The organism is Phytopseudomonas argentinensis (genome assembly GCF_900113905.1).
GTDB lineage: Bacteria > Pseudomonadota > Gammaproteobacteria > Pseudomonadales > Pseudomonadaceae > Aquipseudomonas > Aquipseudomonas argentinensis.
In genome coordinates, this window is the sequence record NZ_FORC01000002.1 from 364090 (window position 1) to 382750 (window position 18661).

Below are 18661 nucleotides of genomic sequence, written 5' to 3' on the forward strand. Positions count from 1 at the left end.
ATCCCCGGCCGTGGTCAGCTCGCAGAGCCGGCGCTGTGCTTTGCCGGGCTGGTTTGCGAAGCGGCACCTGCAGCGCCGGCAAGCCGCTGGTCAGTCAGCTACCGACCGGGTTGCGGGCGGTTCGACAGGCACAAAGCGGCTGACGTCAATGACATCTATCTGGTCCGGGTGCAGATGGCGTTCGGCGTAGCGCATCGGCATTTCGCTGTGCAGGAACAGGGCGAACAGGTCGGCATCGATATGTCCGTTATCGCGCAGCCGGGCGAGGATCTCGATGGATTCGGAGAGCGTCTTGGCCTGCTTGTAGGGGCGGTCGGAAGCGGTCAGCGCCTCGAAGATATCGGCGATGGCCATGATGCGCGCGGGGATCGACAGCTGGCTCTTGTCCAGCTTGCGCGGGTAGCCGGTGCCGAGCAGGGTTTCGTGGTGGGTGCCGGCGTACTCGGGCACGCGCTTGAGGTTCGAGGGCAGCGGCAGGTTTTCCAGCATGACGATGGTCTGGATGATGTGCTCGTTGATCTTGAAGCGCTCTTCGGTGGTCAGCGTGCCCTTGCTGATGCTCAGGTTGTAGAGCTCGCCGTGGTTGTACAGGTGTTCCGGCACGCTGATCTGGAAGCCGTACTTGGGGTCGAATTCCTTGGTGTCGGGGCGCGGGAAGATGTGCTGTGGCTTGTCGGCCAGCAGCCGCTCGCGCGCCGGAAGCGACTCGGCGGGCAGTTCGGCCACGCGCAGCAGCTCGGCCTGGGACAGCCCCAGGCGATCATCGAAATGCCTGAGCCAGGTACGTTCGGCGGCCTTTTGCAGGGTGCCGACGTGCTCGGGGTTCATCAGTTCGCTGCCGATGTTGCAGCCGGCGATAAAGGCGAACTCCTCCTGCAGCGCCTGGGCGGTAGCCTGGTAGCGGGCGTCGGCCTGGGCGCGGTCCTGGCCGTCGAGCAGCTGTTGCAGGCGTTCGACCTGGGCGTCGCGCAGCAGCACCTCGAAGCGCATGCGCACCTCGTGGATGCGGTTGTAGATGGTCTCCAGCTTGGTGGCCTTGTCGACCACGTGCTCGGGCGTGGTGATCTTGCCGCAATCGTGCAGCCAGGCGCCGATTCGGAACTCGCGCCATTCGTCCGCCGTGGTGAAGCGAAAATTCGCCAGCGGCCCGTCGTCCACCTCGCTGGCCGCTTCGGCGAGCATCATCGCCAGCTCGGGCACTCGTTCGCAGTGGGCGCCGGTGTACGGGCTCTTGGCATCGATGGCACCGGCGAGAATCTCGATCATGCCGTCGATCAGCGCGCGCTGCGAATCGATCAGGTTGTGGTTCTCCAGCGCCACGGCGGCCTGGGAGGCGAGGGCGCCGATAAAGGCCACTACCGGCGGGGAGAAGGCGATGACCTCGCCGGTTTCGACGTCCAGGGCGTTCATGAACTGCAGCACGCCGATCACTTCACCGCCGCGTGGTGCCAGCGGCACGGTGAGCATGGACACGGTGTGAAAGCCCGATTCGCTGTCGAAATTGCGGGTGCCGCTGAGGTCGAAGCGGCTTTCGCCGTACACGTCGTCGATCACCACGGTTTCGTTGTGTAGCGCGGCGTAGGTGGACACGTGCCGTTCGTTGGGCAGGCCGGTGTGCGGGTCGTGCAGGGGGATTTCGACCGTCGGCAGTTCGTCGTCCATGGAGCGCAGGGCGAAGCGTAGCGTGCCTTGCTCGGTCTTCAGGTACATGGTCGCCGCCTGGGCGTTACAGGTGCGCTTGCCCTGCATCAGGATATGGCGCAGCAGCGCGTCACGGTCGCGCTCGGAAGACAGCAACAGGCCGTTTTCCACCAGGCTGGCCAGCTTGAGCTGGGAGGCCTGCAGCGCCTGGGTCTGGCTTTGCAGGGCGGCCTTCATGTCGATGTGGTTGCGGTTGAGGGTTTCGATCTCGGCGAACAGCGAGGCCGGCGGCAGCTCGCCGGAGAAATCCATCTGGCGGATTCTTTGCGTGTCCTGCACCAGCAGGTCGATGGTGCGATCTATGCTCTGCATACCGCCCAGCACCAGCGGCATGGTGCACAGCAGGATGCCGACGGACAGGCCCAGCACCAGCAGGGGCGGGGCGCCCAGTGTCAGGGCCAGCAGCGGCGCCAGCTGCAGCAGCAGGAACAGGCCGACCACCAGGCTCCTGCTTCTGAAGCGTAGTCGGAATCGCTGCTTGATTTGCCCTGATGACATACTGCAACCTGCGCTACTGTCCCATCGCGTATTTCACGTACCATCCGACCAGGCAACGGTGCTGTGGCTGGATGTGCAACGCTCAGTTCGGCTCAGGGAATTGAGATTAGAAAAGGAGAGTACTGTGTTTGCACCTTTCAGGATATGGTCGCTTGCTGGCGTATTGCTAGCGGGGCCGGTTTTCGCCGCTGAACCCAGCTCGTCGATCGGCTATGTGATGAAGGTACAGGGTGAGGCAAGCGTCACTCAGGATGGCGCGACCCAGGCCGCGACCATCGGCACGCCGCTGTACGTCGGCAGCACGGTGAAGACCGGCTCGGCGGGCTCAATGGGCGTGACGCTCAAGGACAATACGGTGATGTCCTTTGGCCCCAACAGCGAGCTGACCCTCGACGAATTCCTCTTCGACCCGGCCCAGGACGACCTGAAGCTGAGCGCCAAGATCACCCACGGCACGCTGGACTACATTTCTGGCACCATCGCCAAGCTCAAGCCCGAAGCCGTCGAGATCAACACCCCGACCGGTACCATCGGGGTGCGCGGCACGCACTTTCTCGTCAAGGTGGATTGAGGTCGATTAGGCATGATTCGCACCTACATCCACGCAGTGGCCCTGCTGCTCTGCGCAATGCTCGCCAGTGGCTGCGCCTCCAAATCCTACGTGGTGCTGGTGGAAAGCCCGGACGGCAGCACGGGGGCCATCGAAGTCAGAACCGACAAAGGGCTGAGCCGCGTCGACCAGAAGGGCTACGCGGTCAGCCTCGACGGCAGCAGCGCCAGGCCGTTTCAGGTGGACCAACCCAGGCTCGACAAGGACTTCTCCGCCGCACGGGCTGCGCAGCCGGCGTTGCCGAAAAGCTATCTGTTGTACTTTCGCACCGGTACCTCGCGGCTGACCGCCAAGTCCCAGGCGGAGATTCCCGAGGTGCTGCAGACCGTCCGTGACCGCGGACCCTCGGCGGTATCGGTGATCGGCCATACCGACACCGTCGGCAGCAAGATCGATAACGAAGATCTCGGGCTGCTGCGCGCCCGGGCCATCGCCCGCCAGTTGCAGGAAAACGGCCTGCAGGCGTTGGAGCTGGTGGTGACCTCCCACGGCGAAGGCAACCTGCTGGTGAAAACCCCGGACAACACGCCGGAGCCCGCCAACCGCCGGGTGGAAATCACCGTTCGCTGAGGCCTGCCTTACTTGCTGGCCATCACCAGCCGGTTGCCACGCTCGCCGTTGCGCAGGCGCTGCAGGTGATAGGCCGCCAGGCCATCCCAGGGGCGCTGCTGGCTGAGCGTTTCGAATGCGCCCAGCGCCTCGGCAGCATCGCTCGCCAACAGCTGGTAGGCCATTTCGTAGGCCTCGTCGCGGTCAGTTGTCGGCACGCTCATCGCTTCGAGCGGCTCGAACACTGCGACCGCCTCGGCCTTGCCCTTGAGCTGCACCTCGCCGACCGGGCGCATCGGCACCTCCGGGCAGTGTTCGCGGATGGCGGCTGACACGCAGACCAGGGTGCCGATCTGGCCGTTCAGGCTTTCCAGGCGCGAGGTGGTGTTCACCGGATCACCCAGTGCGCGGTAATCGAAGATCACCGAGCCGCCGAAATTGCCGACCACCACGTCACCGCTGTGCACGGCGATGCGCGTCTGGCCGAAGGCGATGTCGCGCTCGCCCAGGGCGGCGACGTAACCCTGGGCGAAGCGGTTGATCTCCAGGGCGCAGGCCATGGCGCGGCGTTGATGATCGGCCTGGGGAATCGGCGCCGAAAACATGATCGCCACCGCATCGCCGACGATACGATCGAGCGTGCCCTCGTGACGGAAGGCGATACCGATCACCTGTTCCAGGTAATCGTTGAGCAGGCTGACCGCGGCCTCCGGTTCCTGGCGCTCCATCATCGCGGTGAAGCCGGTGATATCGGTGAACACGAAACTGCAGGTTTGCCGTTGCCCGCCGAGCGCCAGCTGCTCGGGATGGGCGACCAGGTGGTTGACCAGGTTGGGCGACACGTAGCGCGAGAAGGCCTCCTGGATCCAGCGCTGCTCACGCTCGGCCGCCATATGGCGCACGATGCTGGCGGCGCCGTAGACCAGCAGCAGGCCGAGCGACGGGGTGAACAGGTCGAGCAGCACGCGGTGCGCCACGAAGCCATACCAGGCCGCCGCATTCAGCGCCGCCACCAGCACCATCATCAGCAGCGCCGACCACAGCGCCGGTGCGTACAGCCCCAGCAGACCCAGCGCCAGGCCGCCCAGCAACAGCGCCAGGCCTTCCACGGCCGTGGCCCAGCCGGGGCGCAGCAGCAGGCTGTCGGTCAGTACCTGTTCCAGGGCCTGGGCGTGGACCTCTACGCCGGGAATGATCCCGCCCAGCGGGCTGAAGCGCAGGTCCTGCAGGCCCTGGGCTGAAGTGCCGACGAGGATGATGCTGCCGGCAAGCGGCGGCGCCGAACCGTCCAGCACCTGCCAGGCGGGAGTGCTGCGGCTGGCCTGTGGCCGGGTGAAATACACCCACAGCTCGCCGCTGGCAGCGGTAGGGATCTGCAGGCGACCGATATCCACACGCTGCATACCCGAGTCGCTGCTGATCAATCGGTAGCGCGCGGTACGCTGGGCCACCCGTAGGGCCTCGGCTACCAGAGAGGGGCGCAACTCACCGTTCAGTGACACGAACAGCGGCACCCGCCGTACCACACCATCGGCGTCGGGCCGGAAGGTCATGGCACCGAGGCCGCGGGCGGCCTGCTCCAGCTGCGCCAGTGGTCGCGCGGCGCCCTGGAAGGCGGGCACGAAGGCCAGCGGCGAGGGGCCTTGCTGCACCAGGCCGAAGCGACTCAAAGGTGGCCCGCCGGCGCGGGGGCTCTGCTCGGCGGCGAAGCCCAGCACCACATTGCTGCGCTTCAGTGCCTCGGCGAATTGCCCGTCGTGGTCCGGCAGGGCGGCCAGTTGGGTGGCCAGCGCTGGCGGCAGCAGGTTGCCGCGCAACAGCTGTTCGGGTGAGGTGCGATCAGGCTCGGCGAACAGCACGTCGAACACCACCGCCGCGGCGCCTGCCTGCTCGAGCCGCTGCACCAGCTCTGCCACCTGGGTGCGTGGCCAGGGCCACTGGCCGATGCGCGCGAGGCTCTGTTCATCCAGGTCGACGACGCGCACCGGCGCCGCCTGATAGGCGCGCGGTTGCCAGCGCTGGTACTGGTCGAACACCGCGTGGCGAGCCTTCTGCACCGGCATCGGGTCGAGCAGAAACACCACGCAGAGGCCCAGCAGGATGGCCATGCACAAGCCACCGCCCGAGGACAGCAGGCGAGACTTAACCAATTACCAGGGCTCTGGGTTGGGTGAAGAACTGCAGCTGGGGCATGGAAAGACACCTGAGAGGCCGGGCGGACTGGGCGACTGGCCCAGGCAAGAGCTGCCGCGCCGCAACTGGCCCCATGTGCCAGGGCAAGGCGATCAGCGCCGCGATTTGTTCGGTAGCGACTTTGCCACATAAACCCCGGCCATGGATGCTCAGCAGGGCGCCGTCTTGACGAAATCGATGAAGGCCCTGAGCGGCGAAGGCAGGTAGCGGCGGCCGGGGTAGTACAGGAACGGGCCCGAGAAACTCTGCCACCAGGGTTCCAGTACCGGCTCCAGCGCGCCGCTGTGCAGGTGCGGGCGCAGCCAGTCCTCGAACAGGTAAACCATGCCCAGGCCGTCGATCGCCGCCTGCACGGCCAGGTCGACGGCGCCGCCGATGCGCACGATCAGCGGCCCGGTGGGGTCGACGCTGATGATCTCGCCGTCGCGTTCGTACTCCCACAGCGGCATGGCGCCGCTGGGAAACTTGCCGCGCAGGCAGGCGTGCTGCAGCAGGTCGCGCGGGTGCTCGGGGCGGCCGTGGGCGTCCAGGTAGCCGGGCGAGGCGGCAGTGGCGCAGCGTTGCAGGCGCGGGCCAATGGGCACGGCGATCATGTCCTGTTCCAGGCGGTCGTCGTAGCGAATGCCGGCGTCGCAGCCCGCCGCGAGCACGTCGACGAAGCTTTCCTCGGCGACCACTTCCACGCGGATGTCGGGGTAGGCTTTCAGAAAGGGCGTGATCAGCGTAGGCAGCACCAGCCGCGCGGCGCTCAGTGGCACGTTGAGTTTCAGGGTGCCGGTGGGGCGTTCGCGGAAATCGTTGACCACGTCCAGCGCCGCGGTCACTTCGCCCAGCGCCGGCACGATGCGGTCCATCAGCAAGCGGCCCGCTTCGGTCGGTAGGATGCTGCGCGTGGTGCGGTTGAGCAGGCGCACGCCAAGGCTGGTTTCCATGCGTCGCACGGCGTCGCTGAGGCTGGACGCGGATTTGCCACTGAGCCGCGCGCCCTCGCGGAAACCGCCGGCGTTCACCACGGCCACGAAGGCCAGCAGATCCTGGATGTCAGTGTTCACTGTTCGCTCTCCCGTACGGCCCGTGCTGATTGCACCTGATTATCGGCGCAGTGGTCAACGCCTATAGTGGCCCCGACATCCACTGATCGAGGCAGATGACATGAGCAACGCCAGCCAGGCCGGTACCTTTTCTCTCGGTGAGCGCACCGTCAATCGTATGGGCTACGGTGCCATGCAGCTCGCCGGGCCCCAGGTGTTCGGCCCGCCCCGTGATCGCGCTGCGGCGCTGGCGGTGCTGCGCGCCGCACGCGAAGCCGGGGTCAACCATATCGACACCGCGGACTTCTACGGCCCGCACATTACCAACCAGCTGATCCGCGAAGCGCTGCATCCTTATGGCGATGAGCTGGTGCTGGTCACCAAGGTCGGCGCCCGGCGTGAAGCGGATGCATCCTGGCACCCGGCCGCGACCCCTGTCGAGTTGACCCTGGCCGTGCACGACAACCTGCGCAACCTGGGTGTCGAGGCGCTGGACGTCGTCAATTTCCGGGCCTGGGGCACGCAGCATGCGCCTGACGAAGCGTCCATCGAGGAAGCCTTTGGCACCCTGGCCGACCTGCAGCGCCAGGGGCTGATCTGTCAGCTGGGCCTGAGCAACGTATCGGTGCTGCAGATCAGCCAGGCCCAGCGTATCGCACCGGTGGTCTGCGTGCAGAATCACTACAACCTGTCGCACCGCGACGACGAGTTGCTGATCGCCGAACTGGCCCGCCAGGGCATCGCCTATGTGCCGTTCTTTCCGCTGGGTGGTTTCTCGCCGTTGCAGTCGGAGGCGTTGTCCGGCGTGGCGGAGCGCCTGCAAACGTCGCCGCTGCGGGTGGCGCTGGCCTGGCTGCTGCAGCGCTCGCCGAACATTCTGCTGATTCCGGGCACTTCCTCGGTAACGCACCTGCAGGAGAATCTCAGCGCCAGCGAGCTGGTGATTCCCCCTGCATTGCTGGCCGAGCTGGACGCTCTGGCCTGACAGAAGATCGTTACGACTACAGCACCTTCTTGTAGCCGATATGCGAGGCCTCGAAGCCCAGCCCTTCGTAGAAGCGCTGGGCCTGCTTGCGGGTGTGGTCGCAGCTCAGCTGGATCAACTGGCAGCCCCGTGCACGGGCTTGCTCGAAGGCCCACAGGAACATCTCGCGGCCGATGCCGGCGCTGCGGCAGTTCGGGTCGATGCGCACGGCCTCGATCTGCGCTCGCCAGGCGCCCAGGCGCGAAATGTTCGGCAGGAAGGTCAGCTGCAGGGTGCCGATTACCTTGCCCGCTTCGGTGACCACGACAAGCAATTGGTTTGGATCCGTGTCGATGGCCTCGAAGGCGCTGACGTAGGGTGCGGGCAATGGTGTGGAAGCATCTTCACGGGACTGGCCAAGCGGGTCGCTGGCCAGCAGGGCGACGATGGTTTCCAGGTCGGTGCGTTGCGCTTTGCGAAAGGTCAGGGTCGGCATGTTGGCGTCTCCAGGGCGGGCAAGGGATGTTCATTGCTGGAAAACTACATTAGCGCTAATGTATTTGGCAAAGGTGCTTTTGGAGCCGTCGATGACCGTGAAGATCGAACCCGGTCTGGGTGAGTTGCTGCGCTACGTGTCCGAGCTGGTGGAGCGGGGCGCCGAGCAGCATTATCAGGACATGGGCCTCACCTACCGTGCGCGCTACACGCCGGTGCTGCGCGCCATCGAGGCCGGTGCGCAGACCATCACCGAGATCACCGCACGCACCCACCTGACTCAAGGGGCGATCAGTCAGACGGTAAGCCAGATGGAGACGGACGGCCTGATCACCCGCCAACGCGGCGCCGATGCGCGCAAGAGTGAGATCCACCTGGCGCCGGCCGGCGAACGGCTGATGCCCGAGCTGATCCGCCATTGGGCGGCGACCTTCCGCGCCATCGAACAGCTCGAACAGGACATCGGCCATCCACTGCGCCTGGTGCTGCAGAAAGCCGCCCAGGCGCTCCAGCATCAGGACTTCGCGCAGCGCCTGAGCGCCGCCAAACAACCACCCTCAGCAGGAGTAACCGGCAATGCATGAGCCCCTTTCGACAGGTATCCGCGTGGAAGGTGGCGTGGTCAACTTCCCGGTGCACTTCATGCGCGGCGGCACCTCCACCGGCCTGGTGATCGACGAACGCTGTGCCCCTCAGGACATCGTTCTGCGCGAGGAACTGCTGCGTCACCTGATGGGCGTGCCGCTGCAAGGCGAGCTGCCCGGCAACCGCCAGCTCACCGGCCTGGGCCGCGGCCCGGCGACCAGCAACAAGGTGTTCTTCGTCGAGCTGGAAAACGCCGAGGGCAAGCTGCGCCTGGTCAGCACCCTGGCGCAACTGGCCGCCAGCCACTCGACCATCGACTGGAGCGTGAACTGCGGCAACATGTCGTCGGCGCTGCCGCTGTGGGCGCTGGACGTGGGGCTGGCCGACGGTGCGAGCGGTGATTTCGAGATCGACATCCGCAACACCAACACCGGGGTGATCTCCACCGGCCGGGTTCTGCGCGATGCCGACAACGCGCTGCGCAAGGTGGCGATTCCCGGCGTGCCGGGGCACTTCCCAGGCGTGGACCTGTTCCTGCATCACCCGGTCGGTGCCAAGACCGGTGCCTTGCTGCCGACCGGCAATGCGCTCGACGAGATCCTCGGTCACCCGGTGTCCTGCGTGGATGTGGCGGTGCCCATGGTGATCATCGACGCGGAGTCCTTCGGCAAGACGGCGCGCGAGCCGCTCGCCGAACTGGAGGCCGATAGCGCCTTCATGCAAGCGCTGCGCGAGGTGTGGATCGAGGCGGGGCTGCGCATGGGCCTGAAGAAACGCAGCGGCGAGTTGATGAGCCGCGAGGACATCAGCCGCAGCGAAACCATCCCCAAAGTATGCATCATCGGCCCGGCTGCGGCCGGCGGAACGCTCTCGGTACGCTACTTCACCCCGCAGACGCTGCACGCCTCGATGGCGGTGTCCGGTGGCTGCTGCCTGGCCGCCGCCACGCTGATACCGGGCACCGTCGCCGCCCGCCTGGCTGCCGCCACACCGCAAGTCGGCGAGCAGTTCGCCGAGTTCGCCGTGGCCATGGAAAACCCTGCCGGCACCCTCGATGCCACGGTGGTGGCCCGTGATGCCGGCGCCGGGCTGGAGGTCAGAACCGTGGCCTACCGGCGCAGCGCCCAGGTGCTGCAGCGCGGCCATGTGCCGCTGTATAACGCGTCGCAGCAACTGGCGGCAGCGCTGATGGCGTTGATGTAGGGGCGCCGGAGCGAGACCCGGCGTCTGGTATTCAATAACGGGCGCCTCCGGTTTACGGCCGACCAAACTGTTGATCACAGCGGATTAGATAAACCTCCATGGATATTCGACCAACGCAGCGAGCCGACTGGGCGCTCTTGAAGCAGACCCGCCTGGCTGCCCTGCGGGACATGCCGACGGCGTTCGCGGTGACCTACCAGACGGCAGTTGGCTACAGCGACCAGCAATGGCAGGAGCGGGCTGCGGGAACGGGCACGCAGTTCTGGCTGGCGCTGGAGGGCGACAGGCCGGTCGGTATGATCGGGGCTGGCATCAACGGTGCTGGCCGTTACGAGCTGATCGGCATGTGGGTCGCACCGGATGCCCGGGGCTCGGCTGCGGCAGCCGGGTTGGTGGCGGCCGTGAAGGCCCGTGCCTCCGAGCGGGGGTTTGCGGCCGTGTTTCTCGAGGTCTCGCCGGACAACGGGCGCGCCGTGAGCTTCTACCGCAGGCAGGGTTTCGGGTTTCTGGACGAGTGGGAACCGCTGGACAGCCACCCGCACATCCTGCTGCAGACCATGTGCTGGCGTTGTGGCTGAGCGGCAGGCGATAACGAAAACGAGGTACCTGGCGGGCAGGTACCTCGCGTTTTTCGATCAGCCGAAGATCAGCGTCGAGACGTAGAACAGGCCGGCGGCCAGGGCCATGGAGGTGGGCAGAGTGAGCACCCAGGCCAGCAGGATGTTGCTGATGGTGCTGCCCTGCAGGCCGCTGCGGTTGGCGACCATGGTGCCGGCGACGCCCGAGGACAGCACGTGGGTGGTCGACACCGGCAGGCTGTAGACGTTGGCCAGGCCGATGGCGCAGGCCGCGGTGATCTGCGCGCTCATGCCCTGGGCGTAGGTCATGCCCTGCTTGCCGATCTTCTCGCCGACGGTCTTCACCACGCGTTTCCAGCCGACCATGGTGCCGATGCCCAGGGCCAGGGCCACCGCGAGGATCACCCAGAAAGGCGCGTACTCGGTGGTGGCGGTGAGGTCCTTGCGCAGCTTGTCGAGGTCGGCCTTGTCGCGGGCCGACAGCTCGGGCAGCTTGCCGACTTTCTTGGCCGAATCGTCGAGGCACAACAGGTAGCGACGGATATCGATACGCGCTTCCTCGCTGAGGGTGCGGTAGTCGGTCACGCCATCGAGGGTGCGCAACAGGGCGCTGATGGTGGGTTCGGTGAGCTTGGGATCGCAACGGAACTGCCTGGGCAGCTCGGTGTTGGCGGACTTACCCAGGGCCAGGAACTCGTTCAGGGTCGGCGAGTTGCGCTGGTAGAACTCGCCCAGGTGAATGGCCGCGTCACGGGTGCGTTCGATCTGGTAGGTGGTGGTGTTGAGATCGAGCACGAACTTGGCCGGCACGATGCCGATCAGCACCAGCATGATCAGGCCGATGCCTTTCTGGCCGTCGTTGGAGCCGTGCACGAAGCTCACCGCCATGGCCGAGACGATCAGCACCAGGCGGTTCCAGAATGGCGGCTTGTTCTTGCCCTTGGTTTCCTTGCGCAGCACCGGCGTGCTGTGCACCTTGGGGGTCGGCATCCAGTATTTGAGCGCCAGGAACAGCAGGGCGGCGACCACGAAACCGGCGATTGGCGAGAAGATCAGTGACAGGCCTATGTCCATCGCCTTCTGCCAGTTCACGCCATCGCCGAGGGGAATGTCGGTGAGCAGCGCGTTGGCCAGGCCCACGCCGAGGATCGAACCGATCAGGGTGTGCGAGCTGGAGGCCGGGATACCGAAATACCAGGTGCCCAGGTTCCAGGTGATGGCCGCCGCCAGCAGCGAGAACACCATGATCAGGCCGCGGCTGGTGTTGACGTTGATCAGCAGCTCCACCGGTAGCAGGTGGACGATGGCATAGGCCACGCCCACGCCGCCGAGCAGCACGCCGAGGAAGTTGAAGATACCGGACATGATCACCGCCAGGTTTGGCGGCATGGCCTTGGTGTAGATGACCGTGGCCACGGCGTTGGCCGTGTCGTGGAAACCGTTGATGAATTCGAAGGTAAGGACGAAGAGCAGGGCGAGTGCCAGGCTCAGCGCCAACCAGGCATCAAGCCCGCTGAAGAGTTCGAACATGGAGGTTACGTCTGGCTCGTGGGAAGAGGTGGGTTGTTCCAGGCAACGCGTGGAGTTGTCGATCTTCGCGTTGAATGGCAGCTGCCGGTTCGTCGAGCAATGCCGAGCAGCCTGCGTGACAGCTGGCAGCCGTGGAGGGAGCGCTGGAGCGGTGTGTGATGCCTGCCATGCTCTGTATCCGGTCGAATGCCAAGGCACGCCGCGGGGCATTGCCCAGCAGCGTGCGGTCGTGGCGGATGCTGGCGCCTGTCATGGGCGCGAGAACGGCCAAGGGCGGTGCCGGAGCAGCCGGTGACCGAGGTTTTCTCGTCGCCTGGGCAGGCGCGAATCGCGCCACCTGAAATATCCGGACGCGATTTACCCCGAAAATCGATCCGGAAACAACTAGTGGCGCATAAAGAATCCGTATTTTTTGATCTGCGGCAGGGCTGGCTGCCTCGGCGTCGCAGCGTGGCGCAACGTCTAGATCATGCGTTTGAGCAGGTTGTCGCGGCGCAGGAAGTGGTGCCAGAGCACGGCGACGATATGCAGGCCGATCACGTAGTAGAACGCGGTGCCGACCGTGATGTGCAGGTCCTCGATGCGGTGCGCCAGGCGCGGGTTCAGCTCGAAGGGTGAGGGCAGCATGAGCCCGCCCAGGGGAATGCCGCCGCGTTCGAGAAACACCACCAGCATGCCCATCAGCGGTTGCAGCAGCAGAAAGACGTACAAGGCGATATGGGTGACCTTGGAGGCCAGGCGGTTCAATGGATTGAGCGCCGGCGCGATTGCTGGCGTCGGGCTCGCGAAGCGCGCCAGCAGGCGCGGCAGCACCAGGGCGAATACCAGAATGCCGACCCAGAAGTGGCCCTGTACCACGAACAGGCGCGGGTCGCTGCCTTTCTCGAACCAGCCGCGGCTGGTGATCAGCACGTAGGCCAGCACCACCAGGGCGGCCATCAGCCAGTGCAGGCGACGGCTGGTGGCGCTGTAGCGGGGTGACGCCTGCGCATCATTGTTGGGGTGGGCGCCTGGGCTGCTCATGGTGACCTCTCGGGATTACGGTTGGGAAAAAACAGGGTTCGTCGTGCGGTGCACGGGGCAGCAGCAAGGTGGCCAGCAGGCCGCCGTCCGGGTGATTGCTGAGGGTGATGCTACCGCCCAGATGGCTGGCGATCATTTCCACGATGGACAGGTTGAGGCCCGCATCCAAAGCGCCGTTCGCGTTGCAACAGTTGTTCGATCTGCGAGAGCAGCCGTTTGAGCGCCGCCTTCATCGCCACCAGAGACAGCGGCAGGTTGCGCCCGGCATACGGGCCAACAGGCTGCGCGAGGGCAAGGTTCCATTCGGTATCGATCATTGGCAGCGCTCCAGCGACTAGGCAGTGGAGACACTATCGGGGGCGAACCTTAATGAAGTCTGAAGGCCATCACGCCGGCAACGCGCGCATCCCTTCGAAGATCAGGCGCGTGCTGGCACGCACGTTGGCGGCGTGGGTCTGGCGGTCCAGCTGGTCGCTGGCGGTCAGGCGCAGCAGCTGCAGGTGGGAGTAGTCGTTGAGCAGGAAACCGGCGAGTTCCACGTCCAGGTCGGCGCGCAGCTTGCCGGCCTCCTGCAGTTCGCGCAGCACGTTGGCGATTTCGCCCTGCAGGCCGCGGTTCATCTGGCGGTAGGCCTCGGGCAGGCCGCTGCCGCCGCCCACCAGTACCAGGGGCAGCAGCTCGCGCCAGAGCGCGGCGGGTAGCACCTCCAGGGCATAGCTGACCAGCAGGTGTTCCAGATGGCAGAGCGCGTCGACAGGGTCGTCGAAATCGCGGATGCGCTTGCGCACATCGACCAGGGCGCGGTGATCGGACTCCTTGATCATCTCCAGAATGATCTCGTGCTTGCTGCCGAAATACTTGAACACCGTGGGGGCCGAGACGCCGGCATCCCGGGCGATCTGCTCGACCGTGGTCTCGCGAAAGCCCTGGCGCTGGAACAGTTTCACGGCCGCTGCCGAGATGGCCGCGCGGCGTAATTGCTTCTGACGTTCGCGTAATCCGCTCACCGGCGCTCCTGGGTATTTGGGGGTGCGGCAATGATAGCGGGCTATCTTTTATCGGGAAAATATTTTATTGACTAAAGAAATTAATAGGATTAATTATTTTCCCGTACCTGCCGTACGCAGGGCCATTTCCAGGATGAGTCAGATGAACCAGATTCTCGACCGCTCCCTGGTTTCCCGTCATACGGAAGTCAGCGAGATGTACGACCAAAAACAACAAGAGCCCGTACTGATGCAGGGCTTCCCTGCCGAGCCGGAAAAGCGCGTGACCTGGGCCAACTGGATGTCGCCGCCGTTCAATCGCTGGGGCTTTCGCAACCTGGCGCGCCTGCGCCCGACCATCGATGTCGCCGCCGGTGCGCGGCCGAGCTCGGTGCTCGCCCATGCCCCGGTAGAGCTAGAGAGTCTGAGTTTCAAGAGCACCTGCGGGCGCACCGTCAGCGTGCTCGACAACCTGCGGGCCAGCAAGACCGATGGCTTTTTGGTGCTGCACAAGGGCCGTGTGGTGTACGAGAACTACTTCAACGGCCAGGTTGCCAGTGACCGCCACATCATGTTCTCGGTTACCAAATCGCTGATCGGCGTGCTCGGTGAGCAACTGATCCACGACGGTGTGCTCGATCCCGGGGCGCAAACCCAGCGCTACGTGCCGGAACTGGCCGGCAGCGCCTTTGGCGACGCGACCGTGCGCCAGCTGTTCGACATGGCCGTTGGCGTTCACTACAGCGAAATCTACGACGACCCGAGTTCGGAAAGCTCCCAGTACGGCTACGCCTGTGGATTCAAGCCGGCGCTGCCCGAATATGCCCAGTACGAGTCGCTGTATCAGTACCTGCCGTCGTTGCGTAAGCGCTGCGAGCATGGCGGCCTGTTCCACTATGTGACCGCCACCACCGAAGTGCTGGCCTGGGTGATGGAGCGTGCCAGCGGTGTGGCCTGCGCCGAGCAACTGCAAGGGGTATGGCAGCAACTGGGTTGCGAGCGCGACGCTTATTTCATGGCCGACCCCTGGGGCCGCAGCGTCGCCGGTGCCGGCTTCAATGCCACCCTGCGTGACATGGGCCGCTTTGGCCTGATGCTCGGCAACGGCGGCAAGGTCGACGGCCGCCAGGTCATCGACAAGGCGGTGATCGAGGCGATTGCCAAGGGCTCGGACCCAGCCATCTACGGCGTGCACAAGGATTTCTCCGAGTGGACCCCGGGCGCTTCCTACCGCAGCCAGTGGTACGTCTTCAACGACCACAGTCCAGCCATCATGGCCGCCGGCATCCATGGTCAGTACCTGTTCGTCGACTTCGACTCCGAGGTGGTGATCGTCAAGCAGTCGTCGCTGCCCGATGCGGTCACTGAGCTGGATATCGACACCGTGCAAATGCTCAGGACCGTCACCGCCCATCTGCGCGGCTGATTCAACGCTGATTTTTCGACCAACAAGATCCAAGAGCGCGGGTTCGCCAGCGCTCATGCCTGCTGCGTCAGGCAATCGGTGGCCGATTTGGCCACCGCTCACTGCCCTGTAATACAAAAAAAATACACAGGAGCTTCATATGTACAGGTCCAAGCGCATCCCCTGCGTGTTGCTCGCACTCGGCATTCCGTTGGCCAGCCAAGCGGCCCTGGCGGGTTACTCGTTCGAATACGAGAACCTCAAGGGCGAAATTAACCTGACGGCTGGAGCCGCTTCCGTCACCACCCGTGGCGCCAACTTCGGTGCCGGTGCGGTAGACGTCCGCAGTCTTGAAAACAAAGGATCCAAGGTCGGCTGGCAGGAGGCTTACCTCAAACCGGGCATCACCCTCGACTATTCCCTCAGTGACACCCTCAGCCTGCTGGCGGGCGCTTCTGCCGTAGCCGCCGGCACCTACGGTGACGGCGATGCGGGAGGATTTACGCGCAGCGCCGACAACTGCATCAACACCGAAGAGGCCTACGTCGGCATCCGCGCCGGCGACTGGAAGTTCACCGCCGGGCGGCAGAACTACATCATCGGCAGTGGCTTCATCGTCATGGATGGCAACCTCGACCTGTTCGGCGACGGTGCCTACTGGCTCGGCCCGCGCACCGCCTTTAAGGACTCGGCCATCCTGGCCTGGAGCCATGGCCCGGTACAGGCGCAAGCCTTCACCCTGCGCACCGACGACCACTACGGCGACTACCGCATGAACGGCGTCAACCTGGACTACGACCTCGACGGCCAGGTGACCCTTGGCGCCATGGCCATGAAGGTCGACACCCTGGCCAGCAAGCGCAGCAATGCGACACGCCGCGACGGCATGCAGGTCTACAACCTGCGAGCATTGCGTGGCCAGCTGCCGGGCGTGCCAGAGCTGACCCTCAATGGTGAGTACGCCGTGCAGCGCGGCGGCGACGGCCCCCTCGAGTACGACGCCAAGGCCTGGTACGCCCAGGCGGACTACCAGTTCCAGGCGCTGCCCTTCACCCCCACGCTCGGCTACCGCTATGCGGTGTTCTCCGGCGACGACGACCTGGCTGATAACACCCAAAAGGCCTGGGATCCGCTCAACAAGGGCTTCGTCGACTGGAGCACCTGGCTGGTCGGCGACGTGGTGGGCAATTACCTGCTGTTCAACAGCAACGAACGGGTGCAGCAGTTCTCGATCAAGAACCGCCTGACCGACACCCTCGCCCTGGGCGCCATTCACTATCAGTTCTGGCTCGACGAGAACAACTTCCGCGGCGCCGAGGTGGACGACCGCCGCTTCGCCGACGAGACCGTGGTGTATCTCGACTGGACGCCCAACGAGCGTTTCTACAGCTCGCTCTCGTACAACTGGGTTCAGGCCAAGTCGGCGGCCAAGCAGGCCTTCGGCGACGATGACCGGTTCAGCGCCCTCGAACTGTATTTCACCTACCGCTACTGAACCGAGCCACAGACGCCCCCGCGGGGGCACAGGAGTGCGTGATGACGACGACAGCGCAAACCGGGCTCGGCGTGCCAAGCCTGGAATGGGTGATGAGCCTCCATGTGGCAATCGCTCCGGGGGATGGACTGGGCGTGTGCACGGATGGCCAGCGCAGCAATTACCGGATCCTCGGGGGCCACTTCGAAGGCCTGGACGTGCGCGGCGAGGTGGTCGCCGGCGGTGCCGACTTCTATCTCCAGCGCAGCGACGGCGTGGGCGAGCTGGACGCTCGCTACAGCCTGCTCAGCGACCGCGGTGAGTGGATCAACATCCACAACACCGGCCTGATCGTACTCAGCGACAGGGGCCGCGAGCTGGAAGCGCAGGGCGTCTGGCCGATTCCCGAACACCACTACCGGTGCAGCTGTTCGCCGCGTTTCCAGGTGGCCAGTGGGCGGCTCGACTGGCTGACCCGCAGCGTGATGATCGGCAAGGCGCTGTATCCGGCTGCGGGCCAGGTCGCCATTCACTGCTACCGGCTCGCCTTAGCGGCTTCCCTTGTCGCCAACGATGAATTCCACTGAAGCGGCAGGCCACCCGGTGGCCCAGCCGGCAGGTATCGACCATGAACATCGCTAATCAAAACCTCGTACGTGCCGCGTGCATTTTCATTGCCGCGGCCTCGATTCTAGTCATCGGCGTGCAACCGATCTTCATCGGCCTGCTGACCGAGCGCCTGAGCATGACCCTGGTCCAGCAGAGCTGGACCATGTCCGCCGAAATGTGCGGCTCCATCGTCGGGACGCTGTTGTACCTGCCGATGATTCGCTTTCTCGGGCCACGCAGCATCGCCCTGAGCATGGCTCTCGTGCTGCTGTTCGCCAACGCTGCCACCGCCAGCGTCACCGGGCTCGACATGCTGCTGGTGCTGCGCTGCATCTCGGGCATCTGCTCGGGCATCCTGTATTCCTACGCCATCTATTGCCTGGGGCGCATGGGCGGACCGGATCGCTCCTTTGGCATCCTGCTGTTCGTGCAGACCGGGCTGTTCGCCAGCAGCGCGGTGATGCTGCCGATCGTCGCCGAGTGGAAGGGCTTCTCGGGGGCGATCTACTACCTGGCGGCCTGGTTCGTGCTGGTCTGCCTGATGTGCTTCTGCCTGCCGACCAGGCAGCGCGAGGAAGACCGCCAGGTTTCGACCGAGCCACCGTTGTCCGGGTTGACCCTGATCGGCGTCTGCTCGCTGCTCGGCATGCTGTTTCTGCAACTGGCGATCTACTCGCTGTGGGGCTTCGTCGAAGGCATCGCCAGCGAGGCGGGGGTGGCTCCAGTGGATATCGGCTGGGCGATCAGCATCGGCCTGCTCGGCGGTTTGCCCGGCGCGGCGCTGCCCAGCGTGGCAGGGCGGCACCTGGGCCGCGTGCCGATGATCCTCACCGGTTCGCTGGCCGTGCTCGGCGCCATCTACATGCTGGCCACGCGCATCCATACGGCGTCGGACCTGATGATCGCGGTGTTCCTGATGAACTTCGGCTGGAACCTGGCGCTGTCCTACTACATGTCCTCGGTGGTGGCCCACGACCCGACCGGCCGCCTGACCAAGCTGGTCGGCGTGGTGCAGGTGGCATCGGCCGCGGCGGCGCCGACCCTGCTGAGCCTGTTCATCGAGGGCAACGACCGGCACAGCATCTTCGTGCTGTCTTCGAGCGCCATCCTGATCGGCTGCTTGCTGATGGTCGTCATGCTGTCGTTCGGGCGGCGCAGCGTGCACGGCAAGCCCCTCGACTCGTCCGCTTGAAACAGGCGCTAAACACGCCTGCCTGCAACGGCGGC

Annotated in this window: 18 protein-coding genes; 10 read left to right on the forward strand and 8 right to left on the reverse strand. The window is 65.1% G+C overall.

The features are described 5' to 3' along the window. Positions 1–90 precede the first annotated feature (90 nt). Positions 91–2142: an HD domain-containing phosphohydrolase gene (locus BM154_RS10185; protein ID WP_244157127.1), complete on the reverse strand. Its 2052-nt coding sequence runs from the start codon at positions 2140–2142 to the stop codon at positions 91–93. Positions 2143–2416: 274 nt separating this feature from the next. On the opposite strand from BM154_RS10185, the gene BM154_RS10190 reads away from it, so the two are divergent. Further along, a complete protein-coding gene (locus BM154_RS10190; protein WP_244157164.1) occupies positions 2417–2770 on the forward strand; it encodes a FecR family protein in 354 nt (117 codons plus the stop codon). A 12-nt stretch (positions 2771–2782) separates the two neighbouring features. Next, a complete protein-coding gene (locus tag BM154_RS10195) occupies positions 2783–3379 on the forward strand; it encodes an OmpA family protein (protein WP_074882871.1) in 597 nt (198 codons plus the stop codon). 8 nt (positions 3380–3387) lie between these two features. Here BM154_RS10195 and BM154_RS10200 read toward each other — a convergent pair whose 3' ends face one another. Together BM154_RS10200 and BM154_RS10205 are read right to left on the reverse strand one after the other, a co-directional pair. Beyond that, on the reverse strand, positions 3388–5466 hold the full coding sequence (locus BM154_RS10200; RefSeq protein WP_074882873.1) for a CHASE2 domain-containing protein: 2079 nt from the start codon (positions 5464–5466) through the stop codon (positions 3388–3390). Between the two features lie 234 nt (positions 5467–5700). Then, positions 5701–6603 (reverse strand): LysR family transcriptional regulator, encoded by a 903-nt coding sequence (locus BM154_RS10205; protein ID WP_074882875.1) that lies wholly within the window; start codon positions 6601–6603, stop codon positions 5701–5703. A gap of 100 nt (positions 6604–6703) precedes the next feature. Here BM154_RS10205 and BM154_RS10210 point away from each other — a divergent pair, with 100 nt between their 5' ends. Continuing rightward, positions 6704–7567, forward strand: a complete 864-nt coding sequence (locus BM154_RS10210; RefSeq protein WP_074882877.1) for an oxidoreductase — start codon at positions 6704–6706, stop codon at positions 7565–7567. Positions 7568–7583: 16 nt separating this feature from the next. Here BM154_RS10210 and BM154_RS10215 read toward each other — a convergent pair whose 3' ends face one another. Continuing rightward, positions 7584–8042: a GNAT family N-acetyltransferase gene (locus BM154_RS10215; protein ID WP_074882879.1), complete on the reverse strand. Its 459-nt coding sequence runs from the start codon at positions 8040–8042 to the stop codon at positions 7584–7586. A 91-nt stretch (positions 8043–8133) separates the two neighbouring features. On the opposite strand from BM154_RS10215, the gene BM154_RS10220 reads away from it, so the two are divergent. From BM154_RS10220 to BM154_RS10230, 3 genes are all read left to right on the forward strand, one after another. After that, positions 8134–8625, forward strand: coding sequence for a MarR family winged helix-turn-helix transcriptional regulator (locus tag BM154_RS10220; RefSeq protein WP_074882880.1), 492 nt, complete (start codon positions 8134–8136; stop codon positions 8623–8625). Continuing rightward, complete coding sequence (locus BM154_RS10225; protein WP_074882882.1) at positions 8618–9829, forward strand: PrpF domain-containing protein; 1212 nt, start codon at positions 8618–8620, stop codon at positions 9827–9829. Before BM154_RS10220 ends, BM154_RS10225 begins: the two co-directional genes overlap by 8 nt. A gap of 98 nt (positions 9830–9927) precedes the next feature. Continuing rightward, positions 9928–10407: a GNAT family N-acetyltransferase gene (locus BM154_RS10230; protein ID WP_208609431.1), complete on the forward strand. Its 480-nt coding sequence runs from the start codon at positions 9928–9930 to the stop codon at positions 10405–10407. Between the two features lie 57 nt (positions 10408–10464). On the opposite strand, the gene BM154_RS10235 is transcribed toward BM154_RS10230, so the two are convergent. From BM154_RS10235 to BM154_RS10250, 4 genes are all read right to left on the reverse strand, one after another. Then, entirely contained in the window at positions 10465–11937 is a 1473-nt protein-coding gene (locus BM154_RS10235; RefSeq protein ID WP_074882885.1) for an inorganic phosphate transporter, read from the reverse strand. Between the two features lie 462 nt (positions 11938–12399). Further along, positions 12400–12960 (reverse strand): cytochrome b, encoded by a 561-nt coding sequence (locus tag BM154_RS10240; RefSeq protein ID WP_074882887.1) that lies wholly within the window; start codon positions 12958–12960, stop codon positions 12400–12402. Positions 12961–13070: 110 nt separating this feature from the next. Next, a complete protein-coding gene (locus BM154_RS23825) occupies positions 13071–13277 on the reverse strand; it encodes a hypothetical protein (RefSeq protein WP_139225430.1) in 207 nt (68 codons plus the stop codon). Between the two features lie 69 nt (positions 13278–13346). Continuing rightward, positions 13347–13967 (reverse strand): TetR/AcrR family transcriptional regulator, encoded by a 621-nt coding sequence (locus BM154_RS10250; protein WP_074882892.1) that lies wholly within the window; start codon positions 13965–13967, stop codon positions 13347–13349. A 142-nt stretch (positions 13968–14109) separates the two neighbouring features. Here BM154_RS10250 and BM154_RS10255 point away from each other — a divergent pair, with 142 nt between their 5' ends. The 4 genes from BM154_RS10255 to BM154_RS10270 all read left to right on the forward strand — a co-directional run bounded on the left by BM154_RS10255 (position 14110) and on the right by BM154_RS10270 (position 18626). Then, positions 14110–15372 carry a serine hydrolase domain-containing protein gene (locus BM154_RS10255; RefSeq protein ID WP_074882894.1) on the forward strand — a complete coding sequence of 421 codons (1263 nt, stop codon included), beginning with the start codon at positions 14110–14112 and terminating at the stop codon, positions 15370–15372. 139 nt (positions 15373–15511) lie between these two features. Further along, positions 15512–16846, forward strand: coding sequence for an alginate export family protein (locus BM154_RS10260; protein ID WP_074882895.1), 1335 nt, complete (start codon positions 15512–15514; stop codon positions 16844–16846). Positions 16847–16887: 41 nt separating this feature from the next. After that, positions 16888–17412, forward strand: coding sequence for a DUF3237 domain-containing protein (locus BM154_RS10265; RefSeq protein WP_074882897.1), 525 nt, complete (start codon positions 16888–16890; stop codon positions 17410–17412). Positions 17413–17453: 41 nt separating this feature from the next. After that, the gene (locus BM154_RS10270; protein ID WP_074882900.1) at positions 17454–18626 is read left to right on the forward strand and encodes an MFS transporter; all 1173 of its coding nucleotides are present in this window, start codon (positions 17454–17456) and stop codon (positions 18624–18626) included. Positions 18627–18661: the final 35 nt, after the last annotated feature.

Excerpts from the sequence above, each read along its gene's own strand:
- BM154_RS10190 (WP_244157164.1), top strand. The coding sequence starts at position 2,417 with ATGAAGGTACAGGGTGAGGCAAGCGTCACTCAGGATGGCGCGACCCAG.
- BM154_RS10195 (WP_074882871.1), top strand. The coding sequence starts at position 2,783 with ATGATTCGCACCTACATCCACGCAGTGGCCCTGCTGCTCTGCGCAATG.
- BM154_RS10200 (WP_074882873.1), bottom strand. The coding sequence starts at position 5,466 with ATGGCCATCCTGCTGGGCCTCTGCGTGGTGTTTCTGCTCGACCCGATG.
- BM154_RS10210 (WP_074882877.1), top strand. The coding sequence starts at position 6,704 with ATGAGCAACGCCAGCCAGGCCGGTACCTTTTCTCTCGGTGAGCGCACC.
- BM154_RS10215 (WP_074882879.1), bottom strand. The coding sequence starts at position 8,042 with ATGCCGACCCTGACCTTTCGCAAAGCGCAACGCACCGACCTGGAAACC.
- BM154_RS10220 (WP_074882880.1), top strand. The coding sequence starts at position 8,134 with ATGACCGTGAAGATCGAACCCGGTCTGGGTGAGTTGCTGCGCTACGTG.
- BM154_RS10225 (WP_074882882.1), top strand. The coding sequence starts at position 8,618 with ATGCATGAGCCCCTTTCGACAGGTATCCGCGTGGAAGGTGGCGTGGTC.
- BM154_RS10230 (WP_208609431.1), top strand. The coding sequence starts at position 9,928 with ATGGATATTCGACCAACGCAGCGAGCCGACTGGGCGCTCTTGAAGCAG.
- BM154_RS10235 (WP_074882885.1), bottom strand. The coding sequence starts at position 11,937 with ATGTTCGAACTCTTCAGCGGGCTTGATGCCTGGTTGGCGCTGAGCCTG.
- BM154_RS10240 (WP_074882887.1), bottom strand. The coding sequence starts at position 12,960 with ATGAGCAGCCCAGGCGCCCACCCCAACAATGATGCGCAGGCGTCACCC.
- BM154_RS23825 (WP_139225430.1), bottom strand. The coding sequence starts at position 13,277 with ATGATCGATACCGAATGGAACCTTGCCCTCGCGCAGCCTGTTGGCCCG.
- BM154_RS10255 (WP_074882894.1), top strand. The coding sequence starts at position 14,110 with ATGAACCAGATTCTCGACCGCTCCCTGGTTTCCCGTCATACGGAAGTC.
- BM154_RS10260 (WP_074882895.1), top strand. The coding sequence starts at position 15,512 with ATGTACAGGTCCAAGCGCATCCCCTGCGTGTTGCTCGCACTCGGCATT.
- BM154_RS10265 (WP_074882897.1), top strand. The coding sequence starts at position 16,888 with ATGACGACGACAGCGCAAACCGGGCTCGGCGTGCCAAGCCTGGAATGG.
- BM154_RS10270 (WP_074882900.1), top strand. The coding sequence starts at position 17,454 with ATGAACATCGCTAATCAAAACCTCGTACGTGCCGCGTGCATTTTCATT.